Below are 19,129 nucleotides of genomic sequence, written 5' to 3' on the forward strand. Positions count from 1 at the left end.
CCGCCTTCCGCAGCCGCCAGCCCCACCACGGCCTCCCTACCAAAGTCCGGAGGTCTGCAACGTCTCGCCGGGATAGACGCCCCAGAGATTGGTCTGCCGCACGTAGCCGCGCAAATTGTCGCCCGACACCTGCACGTCGCACCAGGAACCGTCGCATTCGTGGATGTGGACCAGCACCCTGGGATCGAGGACCGCATCGACACGCGCGGTGACGGCCGCACCGGTGCGCATGTTGACGCCCTTCTTCAGCCAGGGCGCGACCAGCGCGTTGCGCGTTCCCGACAGCATGAAATGGTAGATCCAGCCTTCCTCGCCAGTCCAGTCGCGCACCCGCATCCAGTTGCCGAACTGCTGGAAGATCTCGACGGGGTAGGCCGGCTTCACGAAGATCCACTTGATCGGATAATCGGTGCCCGGCCCGACTCGGACATTGGTATGGGAACGCTTCAACGTCACGAAGCGCGGCAAAGGCAGCTTCGCGGCCGGTCCCGCGACCGAGACATCCGGCAGCAGCATGGCGACGAAAGCGAGGACGAGGAGCGCCCCCGCCAGCCTCACGCGCGCTCCGGCCGTCCTTGTACCGGCCTCACCCGAGGACGGCATCAGCGGCAGGCCTTGCGGCTGTCGCCGGCGGCCTTGGTGACGCCGGAAAGCGCGAAGGTGTAGCGGGTGGGATTGCCGCGCGCGGAGATCGCCCGAACCGTCATCGTGCGGCCCTTCTTCATGGCATGCAGCAGCTTGCGATCCTGCTCGCGGCCGGAAAGCCACGCGCTGTCGTTCTTGGTGAACATCGTGAAGTTCTCGCCGTCCACGTCGACGCCGACCACGGAGCCTTCGCGGAACTCGTAGCCCGCGACGAAATTCGCCTCGCCCAGAACGCCCTGCTTCGGGCTGCTGCTGACGAAGAACGACACGTCGCCATGGTCCAGCCCCGCCGGGGAACGGGTCTGCGGCCGTGCGTAGAAGTAGCAGACCTTTCCGTGCTTGCTCTTGTAGGTCATCACGTTCCAGCTGCCGGCCCGCTCAAGCAGGCGCGAAGGCGCGGCCCAGGCATTCGTCGCGGTCAGCAGGGTGAGAAGTGCAAGCAGGATCTGTAGCTTCATCGTGAACGGGGTCCCTTCGTGCGGGTGGACGGCGTTGGGTGCCGCGCCCGAAGGGTTGAACGATGAGGTTAGCGGGGCGTTAACACTGCCCGATTTCAGCCTTATCGAAGCCGCAAGGCGGTCACGATCGCGTGTGGTCGTCCTCTTGCCGGCGCAGCCGCTTCAGTTCGTAGAGCGCCTCCAGCGCCTGGCGCGGCGTGAGATCGTCGGGCTGGATCCCGTCCAGCGATTTCAACGTCGGGCTTTCCGCAACGGGCTCCTCGGCCGACGGTTTCGGCCGGGAGGCGAACAGCGGCAGATCGTCGATCATCGCCTGCTGCGGCCGGGTGCGGTCGCCCTTTTCCAGCATCTGCAGCACGGTCTTCGCCCGGCCGATCACCGCCGCCGGCAGGCCGGCGAGCTTGGCGACCTGGATGCCGTAGGAACGGTCGGCCGCACCTGCCATGATCTCGTGCAGGAAGACGACGTCGCCCTTCCACTCCTTCACCTTCACCGTGGTGTTGTGGAGCCGCTTGAGGCGCGCGGAAAGCGCCGTCAACTCGTGGTAATGCGTGGCGAACAGGGCCCGGCAGCGGTTGACGTCGTGCAGGTTCTCCACCGTCGCCCAGGCGATGGAAAGGCCGTCGAAGGTCGCCGTCCCGCGCCCGATCTCGTCGAGGATCACCAGGGCGCGCTCGCCCGCCTGGTTCAGGATCGCCGCCGTCTCCACCATTTCCACCATGAAGGTGGAGCGTCCGCGCGCCAGATCGTCCGCCGCGCCGACGCGGGAGAACACGCTGTCGACGACACCGATGCGGGCGCTCGCCGCCGGCACGAAGGAACCGGCCTGGGCAAGGATCGCGATCAGCGCGTTCTGGCGCAGAAACGTCGACTTACCCGCCATGTTGGGGCCGGTGAGCAGCCAGATCAGCCCGCCCTTCTCGCCGGCATCTCCGCCGAGATCGGTGTCGTTGGCGACGAAGCTCTGCCCCTCGCGCCGCAGCCCCTGCTCCACCACCGGGTGGCGGCCGCCCTTGATGTCGAAGGCGAGGGAATCGTCGATTTCCGGCCGGACATAGCTTTCCGCTTCCGCCAGTTCCGCCAGGGCGCAGGTGACGTCGAGCTCCGCCAGGGCCTTGGCGACGGCTCGCAGCACGCCGGAGGCTTTTTCCACTTCCGCCGCCAGATGATCGAAGACGCCGAGCTCGATGCGCAGCGACGTCTCGCCCGCGCCGGCGATCCTGCGTTCAAGCTCGCCCAGCTCCGCCGTCGTGAAGCGCATCGCGTTCGCCAGCGTCTGGCGATGGATGAAGGCACCACCCTCGGCGGTGAGCGGGGCCGCCTGGCCGGCATTCACCTCGACGAAATAGCCGAGTACGTTGTTGTGCCGGATCTTCAGGGCGCGGACGCCCGTCTCCTCCGCGTAGCGCGCCTGCAAGGCGGCGATGACGCGGCGGCTTTCGTCCCGCAGCGCCCGCGCCTCGTCCAGCTCCGCCCTGTAGCCCGCGCGCACGAAGCCGCCATCGCGCTTCAGCAGCGGCAGTTCATCGTCGAGAGCGAAGCCGAGCTCATGAGCGAGATCGGCGGGCACGCGGGCGAGTTCGCGACAGGTTTCGGCGATCGCCGGCGGCAGCGGCAGCGCCTGCCGCCCCATGCGGTCTGAAATGGCGGAGGCGCTCTTCAGCGCCACGCGGATCGTTTCGAGATCGCGCGGGCCGCCGCGCTCCAGCGCCAGCCGCGAGAGCGAGCGCACCATGTCCGGCGCCTGCGCCAGCCTCGCGCGGAGATCGCGGCGAAGATCGGCCGCTTCCAGCATGTAGGCGACGGCCGCCAGCCGGTGCTCGATCGCCCCCGGATCGCAGAGCGGGTTGGCGAGACGTTCGCCCAGAAGCCGGGAGCCCGCCCCGGTCAGCGTTCGGTCGATGGCGGCGAAGAGGCTGCCGGCGCGCGAGCCGGAGAGCGTGCGGAAGAGTTCGAGGTTCGCCCGCGTCGCCGCATCGATGCGCATGGTCTCGCGGTCGGCCACGCGGCGGAGCGGCTCCAGCGGCGGGCGGCGGGAAATCTGCGTCTTGTCGACATAGGCGATCAGCGCGGCGGCGGCACAGAACTCCGCCCGGGTAAACGCGCCGAAGCCATCCATCGTCTGCACGCCGAAAGTGGTGGCGAGACGCGTCTCGGCCGTCGCCGCGTCGAAGAAGGAGCCGGGCAGCGGCGTCAGCGCGGCGTGGACGTCGGCGATCGCCGCGCGGATTTCCGGATCCTGCGCCAGCCGGTCGGGCACCAGCACCTCGCGCGGCTCGATCCGGGCCAGCAGCGCGGAAAGGCCGGACGGCGCGCCTTCGCCGACGCGGAACTCGCCGGTGGAGATGTCGACCCAGGAAACGGCGAAGCGCACGCCCTCGTCCTCGGAGCCCGCCACGCGCACGAGCGCGGCCAGGAAATTGTTGCGGGCGGAATCCAGCAGCGTTTCTTCCGTCAGCGTGCCCGGCGTCACCAGCCGCGTGACGGCACGCCGCACCACCGACTTGGAGCCGCGCTTGCGCGCTTCCGCCGGGTCCTCCGTCTGCTCGCAGATGGCGATGCGGAAGCCCTTGGCGATCAGCTTGTGCAGGTAATCGTCGGAAGCATGGATCGGCACGCCGCACATGGCGATGTCCTCGCCCAGATGCTTGCCGCGCTTGGTCAGCGTGATGCCCAGCGCCTTGGAGGCGATCACCGCGTCGTCGAAGAAAAGCTCGTAGAAATCGCCCATGCGATAGAACAGCAGGCAATCCGGGTTCACCGCCCGGATCTCCATGTATTGCTCCATCATCGGCGTGATGCGCTGCGCGGCCGGATCCTCGCCGCTCTCTGTCGTCTGCACGTGCTGCATGGCGCGACGTTAGCAGATCGGCACGAGTTTCGGCGAGCGACAGGCGCTTCGCCCACATCAAACCGCATTCGTGAATCAAATCAGCCGCTTGCGACCGGGCGCCCCGGGCTGCTACTGCGGAAGTCCTAGAGGAGACCGATTAATGGATGCGGACGAAATTCTGGAGCGCAGGCGCCTGAGGCGGCGGGCAAGCTTCTGGCGGATCGCCGCTTTCGTGATCCTTGTGGCCGCCATCCTCATCGCGGCGGGCTTCAACGCGCCCTCGCTGAAGCGCGCGCAGCCGCAGGTCGCCCGCATCGACGTGGAAGGCTTCATCGGCGCGCGGCCCGATGCGGTCGAGCAGATCCGCAAGGCGGCCGCGTCCTCCTCCGTCAAGGCGATCCTGATCCGCATCAATTCTCCGGGCGGCGCGGCTTCCGGCGGCGAGGCGCTCTACAAGGCGATCCGCGACGCCGATGCCAAGAAGCCGACCGTGGCCGTGATCAACGGGCTCGGCGCCTCCGCCGCCTACATGACGGCGATCGCCACCGACCGCATCTTCGCCGGCGACACCACGATCACCGGCTCCATCGGCGTGATCCTGGAATACGGCCATATCGAAGGCCTGCTCGACAAGCTCGGCGTCAAGTACGAGGAGATCAAGAGCGCGCCCCTGAAGGGCCAGCCCTCGCTCTTCCTGCCGACCGACCCGGCCGCGACCGCCATGCTGCAGTCGATGATCAACGACAGCTTCAACTGGTTCGTCGGCCTCGTCGCGGATCGCCGCGGCATGTCGGAGCCGGATGCGCGCAAACTTTCCGACGGCAGCGTCTTCACCGGGCGGCAGGCCGTCACCAACCACCTGATCGACCAGGTGGGCGACGAGGACGATGCCCGCGCCTGGCTTGAAAAGGAAAAGGGCGTTTCCGCCTCGCTTCCCCTCGTGGAGTGGAAGAAGAAGCAGGGCGGCCTGCCCTTCCTCGGCAATCATGCCGTCGCCGGCCTCCTCCGCCTCCTCGGAGTGTCCGACGACCTCGCCCCCTTCGCCCAGGCCTTCCTGCCCAGGCAGCTCTCGGTTGACGGGCTCCTGGCCGTTTGGCAGCCTGCGCAATCCAGTCGCTAGGGGGCATCGGTGATCAAGTCGGAGCTGATCGAGCGGATCGCCCAGCAGAATCCGCATCTCTACCAGCGGGATGTCGAGCACATCGTGAACGCCATCCTCGAGGAGATCGTGTCGGCGCTGTCGCGCGGCGACCGGGTGGAGCTCAGGGGCTTCGGCGCGTTCTCGGTGAAGAACCGGCCGGCGCGCACGGGTCGGAACCCGCGCACCGGCGAGCAGGTTTCCGTGTCGGAAAAGTACATCCCCTTCTTCAAGACGGGCAAGGAGATGCGCGAACGTCTGAACGAAGGCGAGGAGTGACGTTTTGAGCTGGTTTGGCACGCTGATCAAATGGGTGATCCTGCTTCCGATCCTGGTGGTGATCGCCATCCTGGCCCTGGCCAACGATCAGGCCGTCACGATCCACCTGAACCCGTTCAACCCGGCCGATCCGGTCCTCCAGATCCAGCTCGCGCTCTATCAGGTCGCCTTCGCGACCTTCGTGATCGGCGCGCTGATCGGCGCACTGGTGACCTGGGGCGGCCAGCGCCGCCATCGCCGGGCGGCGCGAGACAACGGTCGCGAGGCGCGCCGCTGGCGCAAGCGCGTGGAAGACAGCGAGCCGGAGGAGAAAAGCCCGACCCTTTTGCTGACAACCAAGCGCTGAGCCCGGCCTCTTCTTCCTCGGCCCCTTCTCCCTAGGCCCTCCCGGGTTTCAGCCCTCCCGGTGCCAGGGCAGCACGGTGAGCCGCGGCCAGATCGCCCGCGCCCTCTCCGCCTTGGCGAGGTAACTTCCGGGGGCAAGGTTCGCCTCGTTCGGCCGGATCACCATGTCGAAGAGATCGGCCAGCCCGAAGGGCGCGGCGATGTCGAGCCGATCGTCCGGCCCCAGCCGCACCGCCACGGCATGGACGATGGCGGCATAGCGGGAAAGCGCTTCGTCGGCCGAGGCGAGCGCCGCATAGGGCGCGCCGAAGCGCTCCTCGTACCAGAGATGCACCCGCGCCTGGTTTCGCACCTCGGCCACCCCCTCGAACCCGACCTTCTTCAGGTCGTCGCCGACGCGGCGGATCGCCCGGTCCTCGGCCTCCCACGAGGGATCGGCGTCGAAATACACGATGTCATAGTCGCGGATCCCCGTCCCGCGGGGGACGTCCGAGAGGACGCTCCACACCGTCTGGTAGAGGCACCCCGCCGCCAGCCGCCATTGCGGCAGGTCGACGGAGCGGAGCGTGCGAAGCAGCAGCATCAGCGTCGGATCGGCGCGGACGATCGCTTCCAGCCGCGCCCGGCGCTCGTCTTCCGCCACGTCGACGTTTCCCCTCATGGCCGCCTCCCTTTCCCGCCCGGATTCCCGGGCCTTGAACTTCCGCGACTACCGGAGTATATGAACTTCAACATCTCGTAAGCCTTTTCGAGAGTGGGTCCCGCCGGTCCCGCTCTTTTTTATTGCCCGCCGGTCAGCCCACGGGGATGGCGGCGGTTGCGGAGCCTGATGAACACTCGTCGTCTGATACGTGAAACGGGGACCGAAGCGCGCGTCGCCCATATTGTCGAGCCGGTCGTGGCAGATCTCGGCTATGAGCTCGTGCGCATCAAGATTTCCGGCCTCAACGGCATGACGCTGCAGATCATGGCGGAGCGGCCGGACGGCACCATGACGGTGGAAGGTTGCGAGGATATCAGCCGCGCTGTTTCCCCGGCTCTCGATGTCGACGATCCGATCGATCGCGAATATCATCTCGAGGTCTCCTCCCCCGGTATCGACCGGCCGCTGACCCGCGCCAAGGATTTCGACCTCTGGTCGGGCCATGAGGTGCGACTCGAGACGGCGGTTCTCGTGAACGGGCGCAAGAAATTCCGCGGCACCCTGCTCGGTGTCAAGGACGACACCGTGGGTGTCCGGCTCGACGGCGTGGAGGGCAACGAGACCTTCGTGCCGCTCGACGATATCGCGGAAGCCAAGCTGATGCTGACCGATGCCTTGATCGACGATGCCGGCGCACGCGCCGCCCGGGCCAAGACGCCCGACGACATTCCGGCCGCCGATCAGGCGGACGAAACCGACAACGCTAGCTGACCAGCAGACGGAGCACATCGATGGCTGTCAGTGCCAACAGGCTCGAACTTCTCCAGATCGCCGACGCTGTCGCGCGGGAGAAGACGATCGACCGCAAGATCGTGATCGCCGCGATGGAAGACGCGATCCAGAAGGCGGCCCGGTCGCGCTATGGCGCGGACACCGAGATCCGCGCGGAGATCGACGGTCGCACCGGCGAGATCCGACTGCAGCGCCTCCTCGAGGTGGTCGACGTGCCGGAGAACTTCTCCACCGAGATCGCGCTTGACGACGCGCGGTTGCGCAATCCGTCCGCGCAGGTCGGCGACCTCATTTCCGAGCCGCTTCCGCCGCTCGATTTCGGCCGCATCGCCGCGCAGTCGGCCAAGCAGGTCATCATGCAGAAGGTTCGCGACGCCGAGCGCGACCGTCAGTACGAGGACTTCAAGGACCGCATCGGCGAGATCGTCAACGGCACGGTGAAGCGCGTCGAATACGGCAACGTAATCGTCGATCTCGGCCGTGGCGAGGCGATGATCCGCCGCGACGAGTTGATCCCGCGCGAGACCTTCAAGTACGGCGATCGTATCCGCGCCTATGTCTACGACGTGCGCCGCGAGCAGCGCGGTCCGCAGATCTTCCTGTCGCGTACCCATCCGCAGTTCATGGCGAAGCTCTTCACCATGGAAGTGCCGGAGATCTACGACGGCATCATCGAGATCAAGTCGGTCGCCCGCGATCCGGGCTCGCGCGCCAAGATCGCGGTGCTCTCCAACGATTCCTCGATCGACCCCGTCGGCGCCTGCGTCGGCATGCGCGGCAGCCGCGTCCAGGCGGTCGTCGGCGAGTTGCAGGGCGAGCGCATCGACATCATTCCGTGGCAGCAGGACGCGGCGACCTTTATCGTCAACGCGCTGCAACCGGCGGAAGTCTCGAAGGTTGTTCTCGACGAAGACGCCGGACGTATTGAAGTCGTGGTCGCCGACGACCAACTATCTCTTGCGATCGGTCGTCGCGGACAGAACGTGCGTCTGGCGTCCCAGCTCACCGGCTGGGATATCGACATCATGACCGAGGACGAGGAATCGGAGCGCCGGCAGAAGGAATTCACCGAGCGGACCGAACTCTTCACCGAAGCGCTCGATGTGGATGAGATGGTTGGCCAGCTCCTGGCCTCGGAAGGATTCGCCAAGCTTGAGGAAGTGGCCTTCGTCGATCTCGACGACCTTGCCTCGATCGAGGGCTTCGACGAGGATACCGCCGAGGAACTGCAGACCCGTGCGCGGGAATATCTCGAGCAGATCGAGAACGAGCAGGACGAGGAGCGCCGCAAGCTTGGCGTCGAGGACGATCTCAAGAGCGTTCCCGGCGTGACGACCGCGATGCTGGTGGCGTTCGGCCAGAACGACGTCAAGACGGTCGAGGACCTCGCCTATTGCGCCGCCGACGACCTCGTGGGCTGGACGGAGCGCAAGGACGGCGAGACCAAACGTTTCGAAGGAGCCCTTCAGGGCTTCGAGATCTCCCGCCAGGAAGCGGAAGAGATGATCATGGCGGCGCGCGTCCAGGCGGGGATCATCTCCGCCGAGGATGAAACCGTCGCCGAAGAGCAGGAAGTCGAGGAGGCTGCCGCCGTTTGAGCGAAGCGGACGCGATAGAGACTGTCGAAGCGGACGATTTGGGCCGGGAACGCGAGCGCACGTGCATCGTCACGCGCCAGGTGTTGCCGGAGACGGATCTCATCCGCTTCGTGCCCGCTCCCGACGGCACGGTCGTCGCCGATCTCCGGCGTCGTCTTCCGGGTCGTGGGGTGTGGGTCAGCCTCGATCGTGAGCGTGTGGCGGAAGCCGTGCGCAAGAACCTCTTCGCCCGCAGCCTCAAGGCGGCGGTGAAGGCACCGGCGGAGCTGCCCGACCAGGTCGAGGCCCGGCTCCGCGAACTGGCGCTTGGCCGCTTCGGCCTTGCCCGCAAGGCAGGCGCCGTGGTGGCGGGCTTCTCCAAGGTGGAAGCCGCCATCGCGCGCGACCAGCTGGCCGGCCTCGTGACGGCCAGCGATGGCGCCGACGACGGCAGACGAAAGATCGAGGCGGCACTTCGACGCCGCTTTGCAAGTAGCGAGACGCCTGTCCCGAGGCCCCAGCTCATCCGCATCTTCGCGACGGAAGAATTGGGTTTGGCATTGGGCCGGCCAAATGTGATACATGCTGCCGTACTTCACAGCCCGGCAGGCAGAAGTTTCGTGGATGCGAGCATTCGCCTCCGGCGCTACATCGGCGCTGCGGACTAGCTTGCCCGCGAAACCCCGACCGACACAGCGGACCTTCCGCCAGACGACGCCAGGAACGACGACGAATGAATGATACGACCAGCAAAGGCGACAAGACGATCCGGGTCGAGGGACGCAAGACGCTGTCCCTGAAGGGCGGCTCGGATGTAGTCCGCCAGAGCTTTTCCGGCGGGCGTTCCAAGTCGGTAGTGGTGGAGAAGAAGCGCCGCTTCGTTTCCGCCCCGAACGAGCGCGACGTCGAGTCGACAGCCCAGACCGACACACGGCAACCGGCGCCTGCCGCCCAGGAAACTGCGCCGCAGGCCGCCGCAGGCAAGCCGCCGGTGATCCAGGTCCAGGCTCCCCAGCCCGCCAGTCCCGAACCGACCGTCGCGGCCGAGCCTGCCGCTCCCGCAACGGCCCCGGCCGCGGAAAGTGCTGCCCCAGCCGCTGAGGCAGCAGCCTCCGCTCCGGCAGCAACCGAAGCTCCTTCGGCTCCGGCTCAGGCAACCCCCTCTCCTGCAGCCCCCTCTCCTGCAGCCCCCGCTCCGGCTTCCCGTACCGGCACGGTTCAGCCCACGGCCGCACAGCTGGCCAATCGAGCCGGCGGCCAGCCCCGCCAGCTTGCACCGGCTCCCGCGCAGCGCACCAGCGCCGCGCCGGCCGGCCAGAACCGTCCGGCAGCAGCCGGTCGCGGTGCAGCAGGCGCCGGTGCCGGTGGCCGTCCGCAGGCACAGGGTCCGAACCAGGGCCAGCAGCAGCGCCGTCCCGAGCAGCGCAACCGCAGCGGCGTCGTGCTTCGCACGCTGACCGCCGATGAGCGCGACGCCCGTACGCTTGCTCTCCAGGAGGCTCGCGTTCGCGAGGCCCGTGAGCGCATCCAGGCGGAAGAGGACGCAAAGCGTCGCGCCGAGGAGGATGTCCGGCTCGCCAAGGAGCGTGCCGAGGCGGAAGCCCGTCGCGCCGAGGAAGACGCCCGTCGTGCCTCCGAGGATCAGGCCAAGAAGCGGGGCGAGGAAGAAGCGCGCCGCCGTCTTGGCAATGATGGCGGTTCCTCCGCCCGTCCGGGGGGCGCATCCTCGCGTCCTTCAGGTGGTGCATCCGCGCCCGGCGTTCGCCCGACCGCGGCGGGCCGTCCGGCCGGTGCCGCGCCTCGCGGCCCGGAAGCTCCCTCCTCGCTCAATCGTCCGAAGCGGATCGAGATTCCGAAGCCCGCCCGCACGAAGGCCACTCCCGGTGGCGAAGGCCGTCGCCGCCTGACCGTCACCAACGCCCTTGAGACGACCGAGGGTGATCGCGAACGTTCGCTGGCATCTGTGCGCCGCAAGCGCGAAAAGCAGATGCGCCAGCAGCACGGCTTCAACCCGTCGAACGAGAAGATCGTTCGCGACGTGGTGATCCCGGAAGCGATCTCCGTGCAGGACCTCGCCAACCGCATGGCCGAGCGTGCGGTGGACGTGATCCGTCTGCTCATGCGCTCCGGCAACATGGTCAAGATCACCGACATCCTGGATGCCGACACGGCGCAGCTGATCGCGGAAGAGATGGGGCACAATGTGCGCCGCGTCGCCGCCTCGGACGTCGAGGAAGGCCTCTTCGGCGTCGCCGACGTGACCGACGACCTGCAGCAGCGTCCGCCGGTCGTGACCATCATGGGCCACGTCGACCACGGCAAGACCTCTCTGCTCGATGCCATCCGCCATGCCAACGTGGTGTCCGGCGAAGCCGGCGGCATCACGCAGCATATCGGTGCCTATCAGGTCGAGCAGAACGGCCAGAAGATCACCTTCATCGACACCCCCGGCCACGAAGCCTTCACGGCGATGCGTGCCCGTGGTGCACAGGCGACAGACATCGTCATCCTGGTCGTCGCGGCCGACGACGGCGTGATGCCGCAGACGATCGAGGCGATCAACCACGCTCGCGCAGCCAACGTGCCGATCATCGTTGCGATCAACAAGATCGACAAGCCGAGCGCCGATGCGAACCATGTTCGCACCGAGCTGCTTCGCTACGAGATCCAGGTTGAAAGCATGGGCGGCGACACGCTCGAAGTGGAAGTCTCTGCCACGCAGAAGACCAACCTCGACAAGCTGCTGGAAGCCATCCTGCTGCAGTCGGAAGTGCTCGATCTTCGGGCCAATCCGGAGCGCGACGCCGAAGGCATCGTGGTGGAAGCCCAGCTGGATCGCGGTCGCGGCCCGGTCGCCACGCTTCTAGTCCAGCGCGGCACGCTGCATGTCGGCGACATCGTCGTGGCCGGTGCCCAGTGGGGCCGCGTTCGTGCCCTGCTCAACGATCGCGGCGAGCAGGTGAAGGAAGCCGGCCCGTCCATGCCGGTCGAAGTTCTCGGCTTCCAGGGGACGCCGGCAGCCGGCGATCGCCTGGGCGTCGTCGAGAACGAAGCCCGCGCCCGTGAAATCACGGAATATCGCGAAGGCGTTCGCCGCGAGAAGCAGGCGGCCAGCATGGCCGGCGCCCGTGGCTCGCTGGAGCAGATGATGAGCCGGTTGCAGACCGCCGGCCGCAAGCTGTTCCCGGTCGTCGTCAAGGGCGACGTGCAGGGCTCGGTCGAGGCGATCGTCGCCTCGCTCACCAAGCTCGGCACCGAGGAAGTCGGCGCGCAGATCCTGAACTCCGGCGTCGGTGGCATCACCGAGTCCGATGTCAGCCTTGCCGCCGCCTCCAAGGCTCCGATCATCGCCTTCAACGTTCGTGCCTCCAAGCAGGCGCGCGATGCGGCGACCCGCGAGGGCGTCGAGATCCGCTACTACAGCATCATCTACGATCTCGTGGATGACATTAAGTCGGCCATGTCCGGCCTGCTGCCGCCTGAGCGTCGCGAAACCTTCATCGGTTACGCCTCGATCCTGGAGATCTTCAACATCACGAAGGTCGGCAAGGTCGCGGGTTGCCGCGTCACCGAAGGCAAGGTGGAACGCGGTTCCGGTGTCCGCCTGATCCGCGACAACGTGGTCGTCCACGAGGGCAAGCTCTCCACGCTGAAGCGCTTCAAGGACGAGGTCCGCGAGGTCAACGGCGGTCAGGAATGCGGTATGGCCTTCGAACGCTACGAGGACATGCGCGTCGGCGACGTCATCGAGTGCTTCCGCGTCGAGATGATCACCCGCACGCTCTAAGCGGGTCCGCAAGCAGAGAGAACCCCGGCCCGTCGGGCCGGGGTTCTGCCGTTCGCGTCACGCCATACGACATGACGCCGTCCGCCCCTCACAGATGATCCGAGATGAGCCGTTCAAAACCATCCAAACCCGGTCAGGCCTCGCAGCGTCAGCTGCGTGTCGGCGAACTCGTACGTCACGCGCTGGCTGAAGTCCTCTCGCGCGGGGAATTCAGCGATCCGCATCTGCAGGGCCACCTGATCACCATCGCGGAAGTCCGCATGTCGGCCGATCTTCGCCACGCGACGGTACTGGTCGCTCCGCTCGTCGAGAGCCAGAGCGACGCCATTCTGGCCGCGCTGAACCACGGCGCCAGCTTTCTGCGCAACCGAATGGCTCCGGCCATCAGCCAGATGCGCTCGATCCCGGACCTTCGTTTCCGCCTCGATACACGCTTCGAGGACGACCGCCGGATCGACGCGCTGCTTCGCTCGCCCGACGTCGTTCGCGATCTCGGGGACGAGGACCAGGGCGACGACGACGCAGAGGACAAGGCCTGATGGGACGTCGCGGCAAGCAGCACGGCAACAAGGTCGATGGCTGGGTAGTGCTGGACAAGCCCCTCGGCATGACGTCCACCGAGGCCGTTGCCAGGGTCAAGCGCCTGTTCAACGCCCAGAAGGCCGGTCATGCCGGCACGCTCGATCCCCTCGCCTCCGGCTGTCTGCCGATCGCTCTGGGCGAGGCGACCAAGACCGTTTCCTATGTGATGGACGGCCGCAAGGTCTATCGTTTCGTCGTCCGCTGGGGCGAGGAGACGGCGACCGACGACACCGAAGGCCCGGTGATCGAGACCTCAGACGTGCGCCCCGCCCGCGCGGAGATCGAGGCGGTCATCCCCGAGTTCACCGGACATATCCTGCAGATCCCGCCCGCCTATTCCGCCATCAAGATCGCGGGCGAGCGCGCCTACGACCTCGCGCGCGAAGGCGAGACGGTGGAGCTTGAGGCACGCGAGATCGTGGTGCACCGACTGGATCTGGCGGAATGCCCGGACGAGAATACTGCCGTGTTTCTCGCCGAATGCGGCAAGGGGACCTACGTACGTGCCCTGGCGCGCGACATGGGTCGTCGGCTCGGCACGCGCGGCCATATCGTCGGCCTGCGCCGGCTGATGGTGGGTCCCTTCAGCGAGGATCTCATGATTCCGCTGGAAGAACTCAACGAAATGCGTCATAACCTCGACGCTGCTGACGGCCTCCTGGCCGCCAGTGCTTTACGATCGGTCGAAACAGCGCTGGACGGCATCCCGGCCCTGCTGATGACTGACCGCGATGCGGCCCGCCTCAAACGAGGGCAGGCCGTCATCTTGAGAGGACGGGACGCGCCCGTCATATCCGGTCCCGCTTACGCGATCTTCGACGGCCTTCCCGTCGCGCTCGGCGAGATCGACCAAGGCGCATTCAATCCCAAACGTGTGTTCAATCTCGCCGGCTGAAGTGCCGGCCAACTCAAGGGATGACCGATGTCGATTGCCGCTGAACGCAAGCAGGAACTCATCAAGGAATACGCCACCAACGCGACCGACACCGGCTCTCCGGAAGTTCAGATCGCGGTGCTGTCAGAGCGTATTTCCAATCTGACCGAGCACTTCAAGCACCACACGAAGGACAACCATTCCCGCCGTGGCCTGCTGAAGCTCGTGTCCCAGCGCCGTCGCCTTCTCGATTACGTGAAGGCCAAGGACGAAGCGCGCTATCAGTCTATTATCGGCCGCCTCGGGCTGCGCCGCTAAGGACAATGCGGCGGCTCTCGGGCCGCCGTTTTCGCATGACGGAAGGACCAGCCATGGCAGGATTGCCGGACGCTTCAGGTCGGGCCCAGAGGCCGACGGAAGCGCCCCGTCGTCTTGCGCATGGCTCCTTTCGTTTCGAAACCCGAACCTAAGGAATATCCATGTTCGATGTACAACGCGTAGAAATCGACTGGGCCGGACGCAAGCTCGTCCTGGAGTCGGGCAAGATCGCCCGCCAGGCCGACGGCGCCGTCCTCGCCACCTATGGCGAAACCACCGTGCTCGCCACCGTGGTCTCCGCCCGGGAGGCCAAGCCGGGCCAGGACTTCTTCCCCCTGACCGTCAACTACCAGGAAAAGGCCTACGCCGCCGGTCGCATCCCGGGCGGCTTCTTCAAGCGCGAGGGCCGTCCTTCGGAAAAGGAGACCCTGGTCTCCCGCCTGATCGACCGTCCCATCCGCCCGCTCTTCGCCGATGGGTACAAGAACGAGACGCAGGTCGTCATCACCGTCCTGTCGCATGACCTGGAGAACGATCCCGACATCGTCGCGATGGTCGCCTCCTCCGCCGCCCTGACGCTGTCCGGCGTGCCCTTCATGGGTCCGATCGGTGGCGCCCGCGTCGGCTACATCAACGGCAGCTACGTGTTGAACCCGTCGGTGGACGACATCAAGGAATCCAAGCTGGACCTCGTCGTCGCCGGTACGGGCGACGCCGTCCTGATGGTTGAATCGGAAGCCGACGAGCTCGCCGAGGATATCATGCTCGGCGCCGTGATGTTCGGCCACAAGGGCTTCCAGCCGGTGATCGAAGCGATCATCAAGCTGGCCGAGCGCGCCGCCAAGGAACCCCGCGCCCACAATCCCGAGGACCACTCGGCCCTGTTCGCCCGTGTGAAGGAAATCGCCGCCGCCGATCTCGGCAGCGCCTATTCCATCACCGCCAAGGCCGAACGCCGCGAAGCGATCGACGCCGCGAAGGCCAAGGTCAAGAGCGCGCTTTCCGGTGAAGGTGCCGAGACGCCCGCAGCCCCGCAGGTCGTCTCCGAGCTCTTCAAGAAGCTCGAAAGCGAAATCGTCCGCGGTCGCATCCTCGACGACGGCAGCCGCATCGACGGCCGCGACCTCGTCACCGTCCGCCCGATCGTCGCGGAAGTCGGCATTCTGCCGCGCGCGCATGGCTCCGCCCTCTTCACCCGCGGCGAGACGCAGGCCCTCGTGGTCGCGACCCTCGGCACCGGCGAGGACGAGCAGATGATCGACAGCCTGGAGGGCACCTATAAGGAGCGCTTCATGCTGCACTACAACTTTCCGCCCTACTCGGTCGGCGAGACCGGCCGCATGGGTTCGCCCGGTCGTCGCGAGATCGGCCATGGCAAGCTTGCCTGGCGCGCGGTCCATCCGATGCTCCCGGCCCCGCACGAGTTCCCCTATACGCTGCGCGCCGTCTCCGAGATCACCGAGTCCAACGGCTCGTCCTCCATGGCGACCGTCTGCGGCACCTCGCTGTCGCTGATGGACGCGGGCGTTCCGCTGAAGTCGCCAGTCGCGGGCATCGCGATGGGCCTCATCAAGGAAGGCGAGCGCTTCGCCGTGCTCTCCGACATCCTGGGCGACGAGGATCACCTCGGCGACATGGACTTCAAGGTGGCCGGCACGGAGAACGGTGTCACTGCGCTGCAGATGGACATCAAGATCAACGGCATCACCGAAGAGATCATGCGCACCGCGCTGGATCAGGCCAAGGGCGGCCGTATCCACATCCTCGGCGAGATGGCAAAGGCGCTGAGCGGCGCCCGTCCGGAGCTCGGCGAGCATGCGCCGCGCATCGAAGTCATCAAGATCCCCGTCGACAAGATCCGTGAAGTGATCGGCTCGGGCGGCAAGGTCATCCGCGAAATCGTGGAAAAGACCGGCGCCAAGGTCAATATCGAGGACGACGGCACGGTGAAGATCGCCTCCGCCGACGGCGAGTCGATCCGCGCGGCCATCCGCTGGATCAACGGCATCGCCGCCGAGCCGGAGGTCGGTGCGATCTACCAGGGCACCGTCGTCAAGACGGTCGACTTCGGCGCCTTCGTGAACTTCTTCGGTTCGCGTGACGGCCTCGTGCACATCTCGCAGCTCACCAGCGAGAAGCGCCCGGAGAAGACCACCGAAGTCGTCAAGGAAGGCGACAAGGTCTGGGTCAAGCTCGTCGGCTTCGACGAGCGCGGCAAGGTCCGCCTCTCCATGAAGATCGTCGACCAGACGACCGGCAAGGAGATCGAAGGCGGCGAAGCCGCCGCCTGATCGCTCCGGCAGCAAGGAACAAGAAGGGCGCCCTCGGGCGCCCTTTTTCTTTGCCCCTATGTCCGGGGATAGTTGCGATGCGACAGGCGCGTTCCCGACCCGGGCGGGTGCGCTCAGTATCGTGGTTTCTCAGGGTGGGACCTATCGGGAGCCGTCCCGATTGACGTATTCAGGCGCGCTTCTGCTCATCCCGCATGGCTTGGCGCACTCCCGTCCGGCGTGCCGGGAAAGCCATGGCGCCCGTAGACTGCAGACGGGAACGACGCCCCGATCGCGGCGCCGTGGCGGTGCGAAGAGGCAACATCCGGCCACTTGTTTCAACTGGTTGCACCCAATCACCGATCACCGCCCCATGGAGGGCAGCTCAGGGGAAACGCTCGCCGGGACTGATCGCGGCACGGGGCGACGTCAGAATGGGCGAGCACTCGGTGGCGGAATGGGTAGTCGAAGGGGGCGAATGAGCCGCTTCCGGCAGGGCCACGCTGCGGTGGATCCGGCTAGCTTGGACCGGGCTGGGCGTCAGCGCACCGACCGATGACGCGCCCGGCGAGCGGCTCGTCGAGCCTCAGGCGATGGCCTGGAGCTGCCCGTCTTCCTGCTGCAGGATCTCGTCGATCGTCATCGGCGGGGCGAAATAGAAGCCCTGCGCCTCCGCGCAGCCGACGCTGCGCAGGACCTGCGTGTGCTCGTACGTCTCGACGCCCTGCCCGGCGACCCGCACGCCCAACGACCGGCAGACATCGCAGATGGCGGTCAGCACCGCATGGGCGTTCTTGCCGGCACCGGTATCCCAGATCAGCGCCCGGTCGATCTTGACCTTGTCGAAGGTGAAGCGCGCCAGCAATCCCAGGCTCATGGCGCCCACACCGAAGGAATCCATCACGATCGTGAAGCCCTTCTCGCGCAGCCGCATCAGACGGGCGAAGATCATCTCCTCGTCGCGGCCGAGCACACCCTCGTTCACCTCGATCTCGATGCGGGAGCTCTCCAGCTTCTCGTCGGCCAGCGTCTGCATCAGCACGCGCTCGATGTTCTCGCGGCGCAGCTGGGTAGCGGAGATGTTGATGGCAATCCGCCGATCGCGGGGAAGGCGAGCCGCATCGCGCGCAACCTGCCGGATAACCCATTCGCCGATGGGCACGACGAGGCCCGTCTCTTCCGCCAGCGAAACGAAGACGCCGGCCGGTATCAGGCCCTTGCCGGGCAGGGCCCAGCGCAGCATCGCCTCGTAGCCTACGGCACGCCCGCTCGCGAGATCGATCTGCGGCTGGTAGAGCACCTGGAAAAGATCGTTCTCCAGCGCATGGCGCAGCCCGTCTTCCAGCATTCGGCGGCTGGCGAGGTCCTCTTCCATCTTGGGATCGAAGAACCGCCAGGAGCCGCGGCCCTCGCTCTTCGCGCGGTAGAGGGCAAAATCGGCGTTGCGGATCAGCTTTTCGCTATCGTCAGCATTGTCCGGCGCCACAGCGAGGCCGATGGAACAGCCGACCGTCACGTCATGTCCCTGGATACGGAACGGCGTGTGCAGGAGCTGGAGCACGCGCTCGGCGAAGGGAGGCAGCACGCCGAACGCAGTGACGTCGGACAGGACGATGGCGAACTCGTCGCCAGAAAGACGCGCCAGCATGTCCTGCGCCCGCAGCGACTGCTTGAGCCGCTGCGAGGCTGCCCGGAGCAGCTCGTCGCCGATCGGATGGCCCAGCGTGTCGTTGACCGCCTTGAAGCCGTCGAGATCGAGCAGGAACAGCGCCGTCTTGGTGCCGCCCTGGTTGGAAAGGGCGACCGCCTCCTGCAGATGTTCCAGGAACTGCTTACGGTTGGGCAGTCCCGTCAGCCCGTCATGTGTCGCGAGATGGCGGATGTGCATGTCTTCCAGCGCCAGCTTGCGCGAGCGGTAGGTATAACCGGCCATGAAGGAGCAGAAGGTGATCGCCGCCACGCTGAGGAGATAAAGGATCTGCCGCTCATAGAAGTGGACCAGCGACGAGGCTTCGTCCGACTGGTCGATGCGGATCGCCACCCGGCGGCCGTTCGATGCCTGAAGTTCGGGCAGCACCACCCAGGTTCGGAAGTCGGAGGTGAAGAAGGGGCTGAGGTGGCCCGCGCTATAGGCCTGCGTGGACGGATCGCGAGACTTCCACTCCGGCACGTCGACCTTGAAGCGACGGGTTCCGTCCGCCGCGCCGGGCGCCAGCGCGCGGATCGGCCCACGCTCGTCGAGAAGCACCACGGCATCCGCGGAGGTGGCGTTCATCAGGTCGCTCAGGCCCTGGACATCCGGAGCCGGGCCGCCGTTCTCGCCGGTGAGCCCCAGCCGCTCGGCGGAGCGCGCCCACAGCGCCGAGTTCATCAGCGCGTTGTGCTTCAGTCCCGCCGTGATGCCGCTGTTGCCGATCAGGCCGGCCGCGATCGCCGTCACGGCCAGAACGGCCGCGATCTTGGCAAGCAACGCAATTCGCCTGTTCAGACGTCCAGCCACAGGTGCCCTTCCCATGGGGCTTTTCAACGTACAGCCCGATAAACCCAAGATAGCGAGCAGGGTCTTATGCATTGATGAATGAAATCAA

At 66.5% G+C, this 19,129-nt stretch carries 16 protein-coding genes; 11 read left to right on the forward strand and 5 right to left on the reverse strand.

Annotated elements, in window-relative coordinates; all coding sequences use genetic code 11:
- Nucleotides 1–36: 36 nt before the first annotated feature.
- The 3 genes from BMY25_RS08515 to mutS form a co-directional block, all read right to left on the reverse strand.
- The gene (locus tag BMY25_RS08515) at nt 37–558 is read right to left on the reverse strand and encodes an SH3 domain-containing protein (protein ID WP_177176789.1); all 522 of its coding nucleotides are present in this window, start codon (nt 556–558) and stop codon (nt 37–39) included.
- A gap of 44 nt (nt 559–602) precedes the next feature.
- Nucleotides 603–1,103: an invasion associated locus B family protein gene (locus tag BMY25_RS08520; protein ID WP_092496220.1), complete on the reverse strand. Its 501-nt coding sequence runs from the start codon at nt 1,101–1,103 to the stop codon at nt 603–605.
- A 121-nt stretch (nt 1,104–1,224) separates the two neighbouring features.
- Complete coding sequence (mutS, locus tag BMY25_RS08525) at nt 1,225–3,954, reverse strand: DNA mismatch repair protein MutS (protein WP_238858229.1); 2,730 nt, start codon at nt 3,952–3,954, stop codon at nt 1,225–1,227.
- A 142-nt stretch (nt 3,955–4,096) separates the two neighbouring features.
- On the opposite strand from mutS, the gene sppA reads away from it, so the two are divergent.
- The 3 genes from sppA to BMY25_RS08540 are packed head-to-tail and all read left to right on the forward strand — an operon-like array spanning nt 4,097 to nt 5,699.
- Nucleotides 4,097–5,056: a signal peptide peptidase SppA gene (sppA, locus tag BMY25_RS08530; RefSeq protein WP_092496221.1), complete on the forward strand. Its 960-nt coding sequence runs from the start codon at nt 4,097–4,099 to the stop codon at nt 5,054–5,056.
- A gap of 9 nt (nt 5,057–5,065) precedes the next feature.
- Nucleotides 5,066–5,353, forward strand: coding sequence for an integration host factor subunit beta (gene ihfB / locus BMY25_RS08535; RefSeq protein WP_092496222.1), 288 nt, complete (start codon nt 5,066–5,068; stop codon nt 5,351–5,353).
- 4 nt (nt 5,354–5,357) lie between these two features.
- Entirely contained in the window at nt 5,358–5,699 is a 342-nt protein-coding gene (locus BMY25_RS08540) for a LapA family protein (RefSeq protein WP_092496223.1), read from the forward strand.
- 48 nt (nt 5,700–5,747) lie between these two features.
- Here BMY25_RS08540 and BMY25_RS08545 read toward each other — a convergent pair whose 3' ends face one another.
- Entirely contained in the window at nt 5,748–6,359 is a 612-nt protein-coding gene (locus BMY25_RS08545; protein ID WP_092496224.1) for a nucleotidyltransferase family protein, read from the reverse strand.
- Nucleotides 6,360–6,527: 168 nt separating this feature from the next.
- On the opposite strand from BMY25_RS08545, the gene rimP reads away from it, so the two are divergent.
- The 8 genes from rimP (at nt 6,528) to pnp (ending at nt 16,562) form a co-directional block, all read left to right on the forward strand.
- Nucleotides 6,528–7,112, forward strand: coding sequence for a ribosome maturation factor RimP (gene rimP / locus BMY25_RS08550; RefSeq protein WP_092496225.1), 585 nt, complete (start codon nt 6,528–6,530; stop codon nt 7,110–7,112).
- A 20-nt stretch (nt 7,113–7,132) separates the two neighbouring features.
- Nucleotides 7,133–8,731, forward strand: coding sequence for a transcription termination factor NusA (nusA, locus tag BMY25_RS08555; protein WP_092496226.1), 1,599 nt, complete (start codon nt 7,133–7,135; stop codon nt 8,729–8,731).
- Nucleotides 8,728–9,378, forward strand: coding sequence for an RNA-binding protein (locus BMY25_RS08560; protein ID WP_092496227.1), 651 nt, complete (start codon nt 8,728–8,730; stop codon nt 9,376–9,378). The genes nusA and BMY25_RS08560 overlap by 4 nt, the downstream gene beginning before the upstream one ends.
- Before the next feature lie 65 nt (nt 9,379–9,443).
- Entirely contained in the window at nt 9,444–12,497 is a 3,054-nt protein-coding gene (infB, locus tag BMY25_RS08565; RefSeq protein WP_092496228.1) for a translation initiation factor IF-2, read from the forward strand.
- A 104-nt stretch (nt 12,498–12,601) separates the two neighbouring features.
- On the forward strand, nt 12,602–13,036 hold the full coding sequence (rbfA, locus tag BMY25_RS08570) for a 30S ribosome-binding factor RbfA (RefSeq protein ID WP_092496229.1): 435 nt from the start codon (nt 12,602–12,604) through the stop codon (nt 13,034–13,036).
- Nucleotides 13,036–13,974, forward strand: a complete 939-nt coding sequence (truB, locus tag BMY25_RS08575; RefSeq protein ID WP_092496230.1) for a tRNA pseudouridine(55) synthase TruB — start codon at nt 13,036–13,038, stop codon at nt 13,972–13,974. Before rbfA ends, truB begins: the two co-directional genes overlap by 1 nt.
- Nucleotides 13,975–14,001: 27 nt before the next feature.
- On the forward strand, nt 14,002–14,271 hold the full coding sequence (gene rpsO, locus BMY25_RS08580) for a 30S ribosomal protein S15 (RefSeq protein ID WP_092496231.1): 270 nt from the start codon (nt 14,002–14,004) through the stop codon (nt 14,269–14,271).
- Nucleotides 14,272–14,432: 161 nt separating this feature from the next.
- A complete protein-coding gene (gene pnp, locus BMY25_RS08585; RefSeq protein ID WP_092496232.1) occupies nt 14,433–16,562 on the forward strand; it encodes a polyribonucleotide nucleotidyltransferase in 2,130 nt (709 codons plus the stop codon).
- Between the two features lie 565 nt (nt 16,563–17,127).
- Here pnp and BMY25_RS08590 read toward each other — a convergent pair.
- On the reverse strand, nt 17,128–19,011 hold the full coding sequence (locus BMY25_RS08590) for a putative bifunctional diguanylate cyclase/phosphodiesterase (protein ID WP_177176790.1): 1,884 nt from the start codon (nt 19,009–19,011) through the stop codon (nt 17,128–17,130).
- Between the last annotated feature and the right edge of the window lie 118 nt (nt 19,012–19,129).

The sequence above is a fragment of the Faunimonas pinastri genome, assembly GCF_900110915.1.
GTDB classification, from domain to species: domain Bacteria; phylum Pseudomonadota; class Alphaproteobacteria; order Rhizobiales; family Afifellaceae; genus Faunimonas; species Faunimonas pinastri.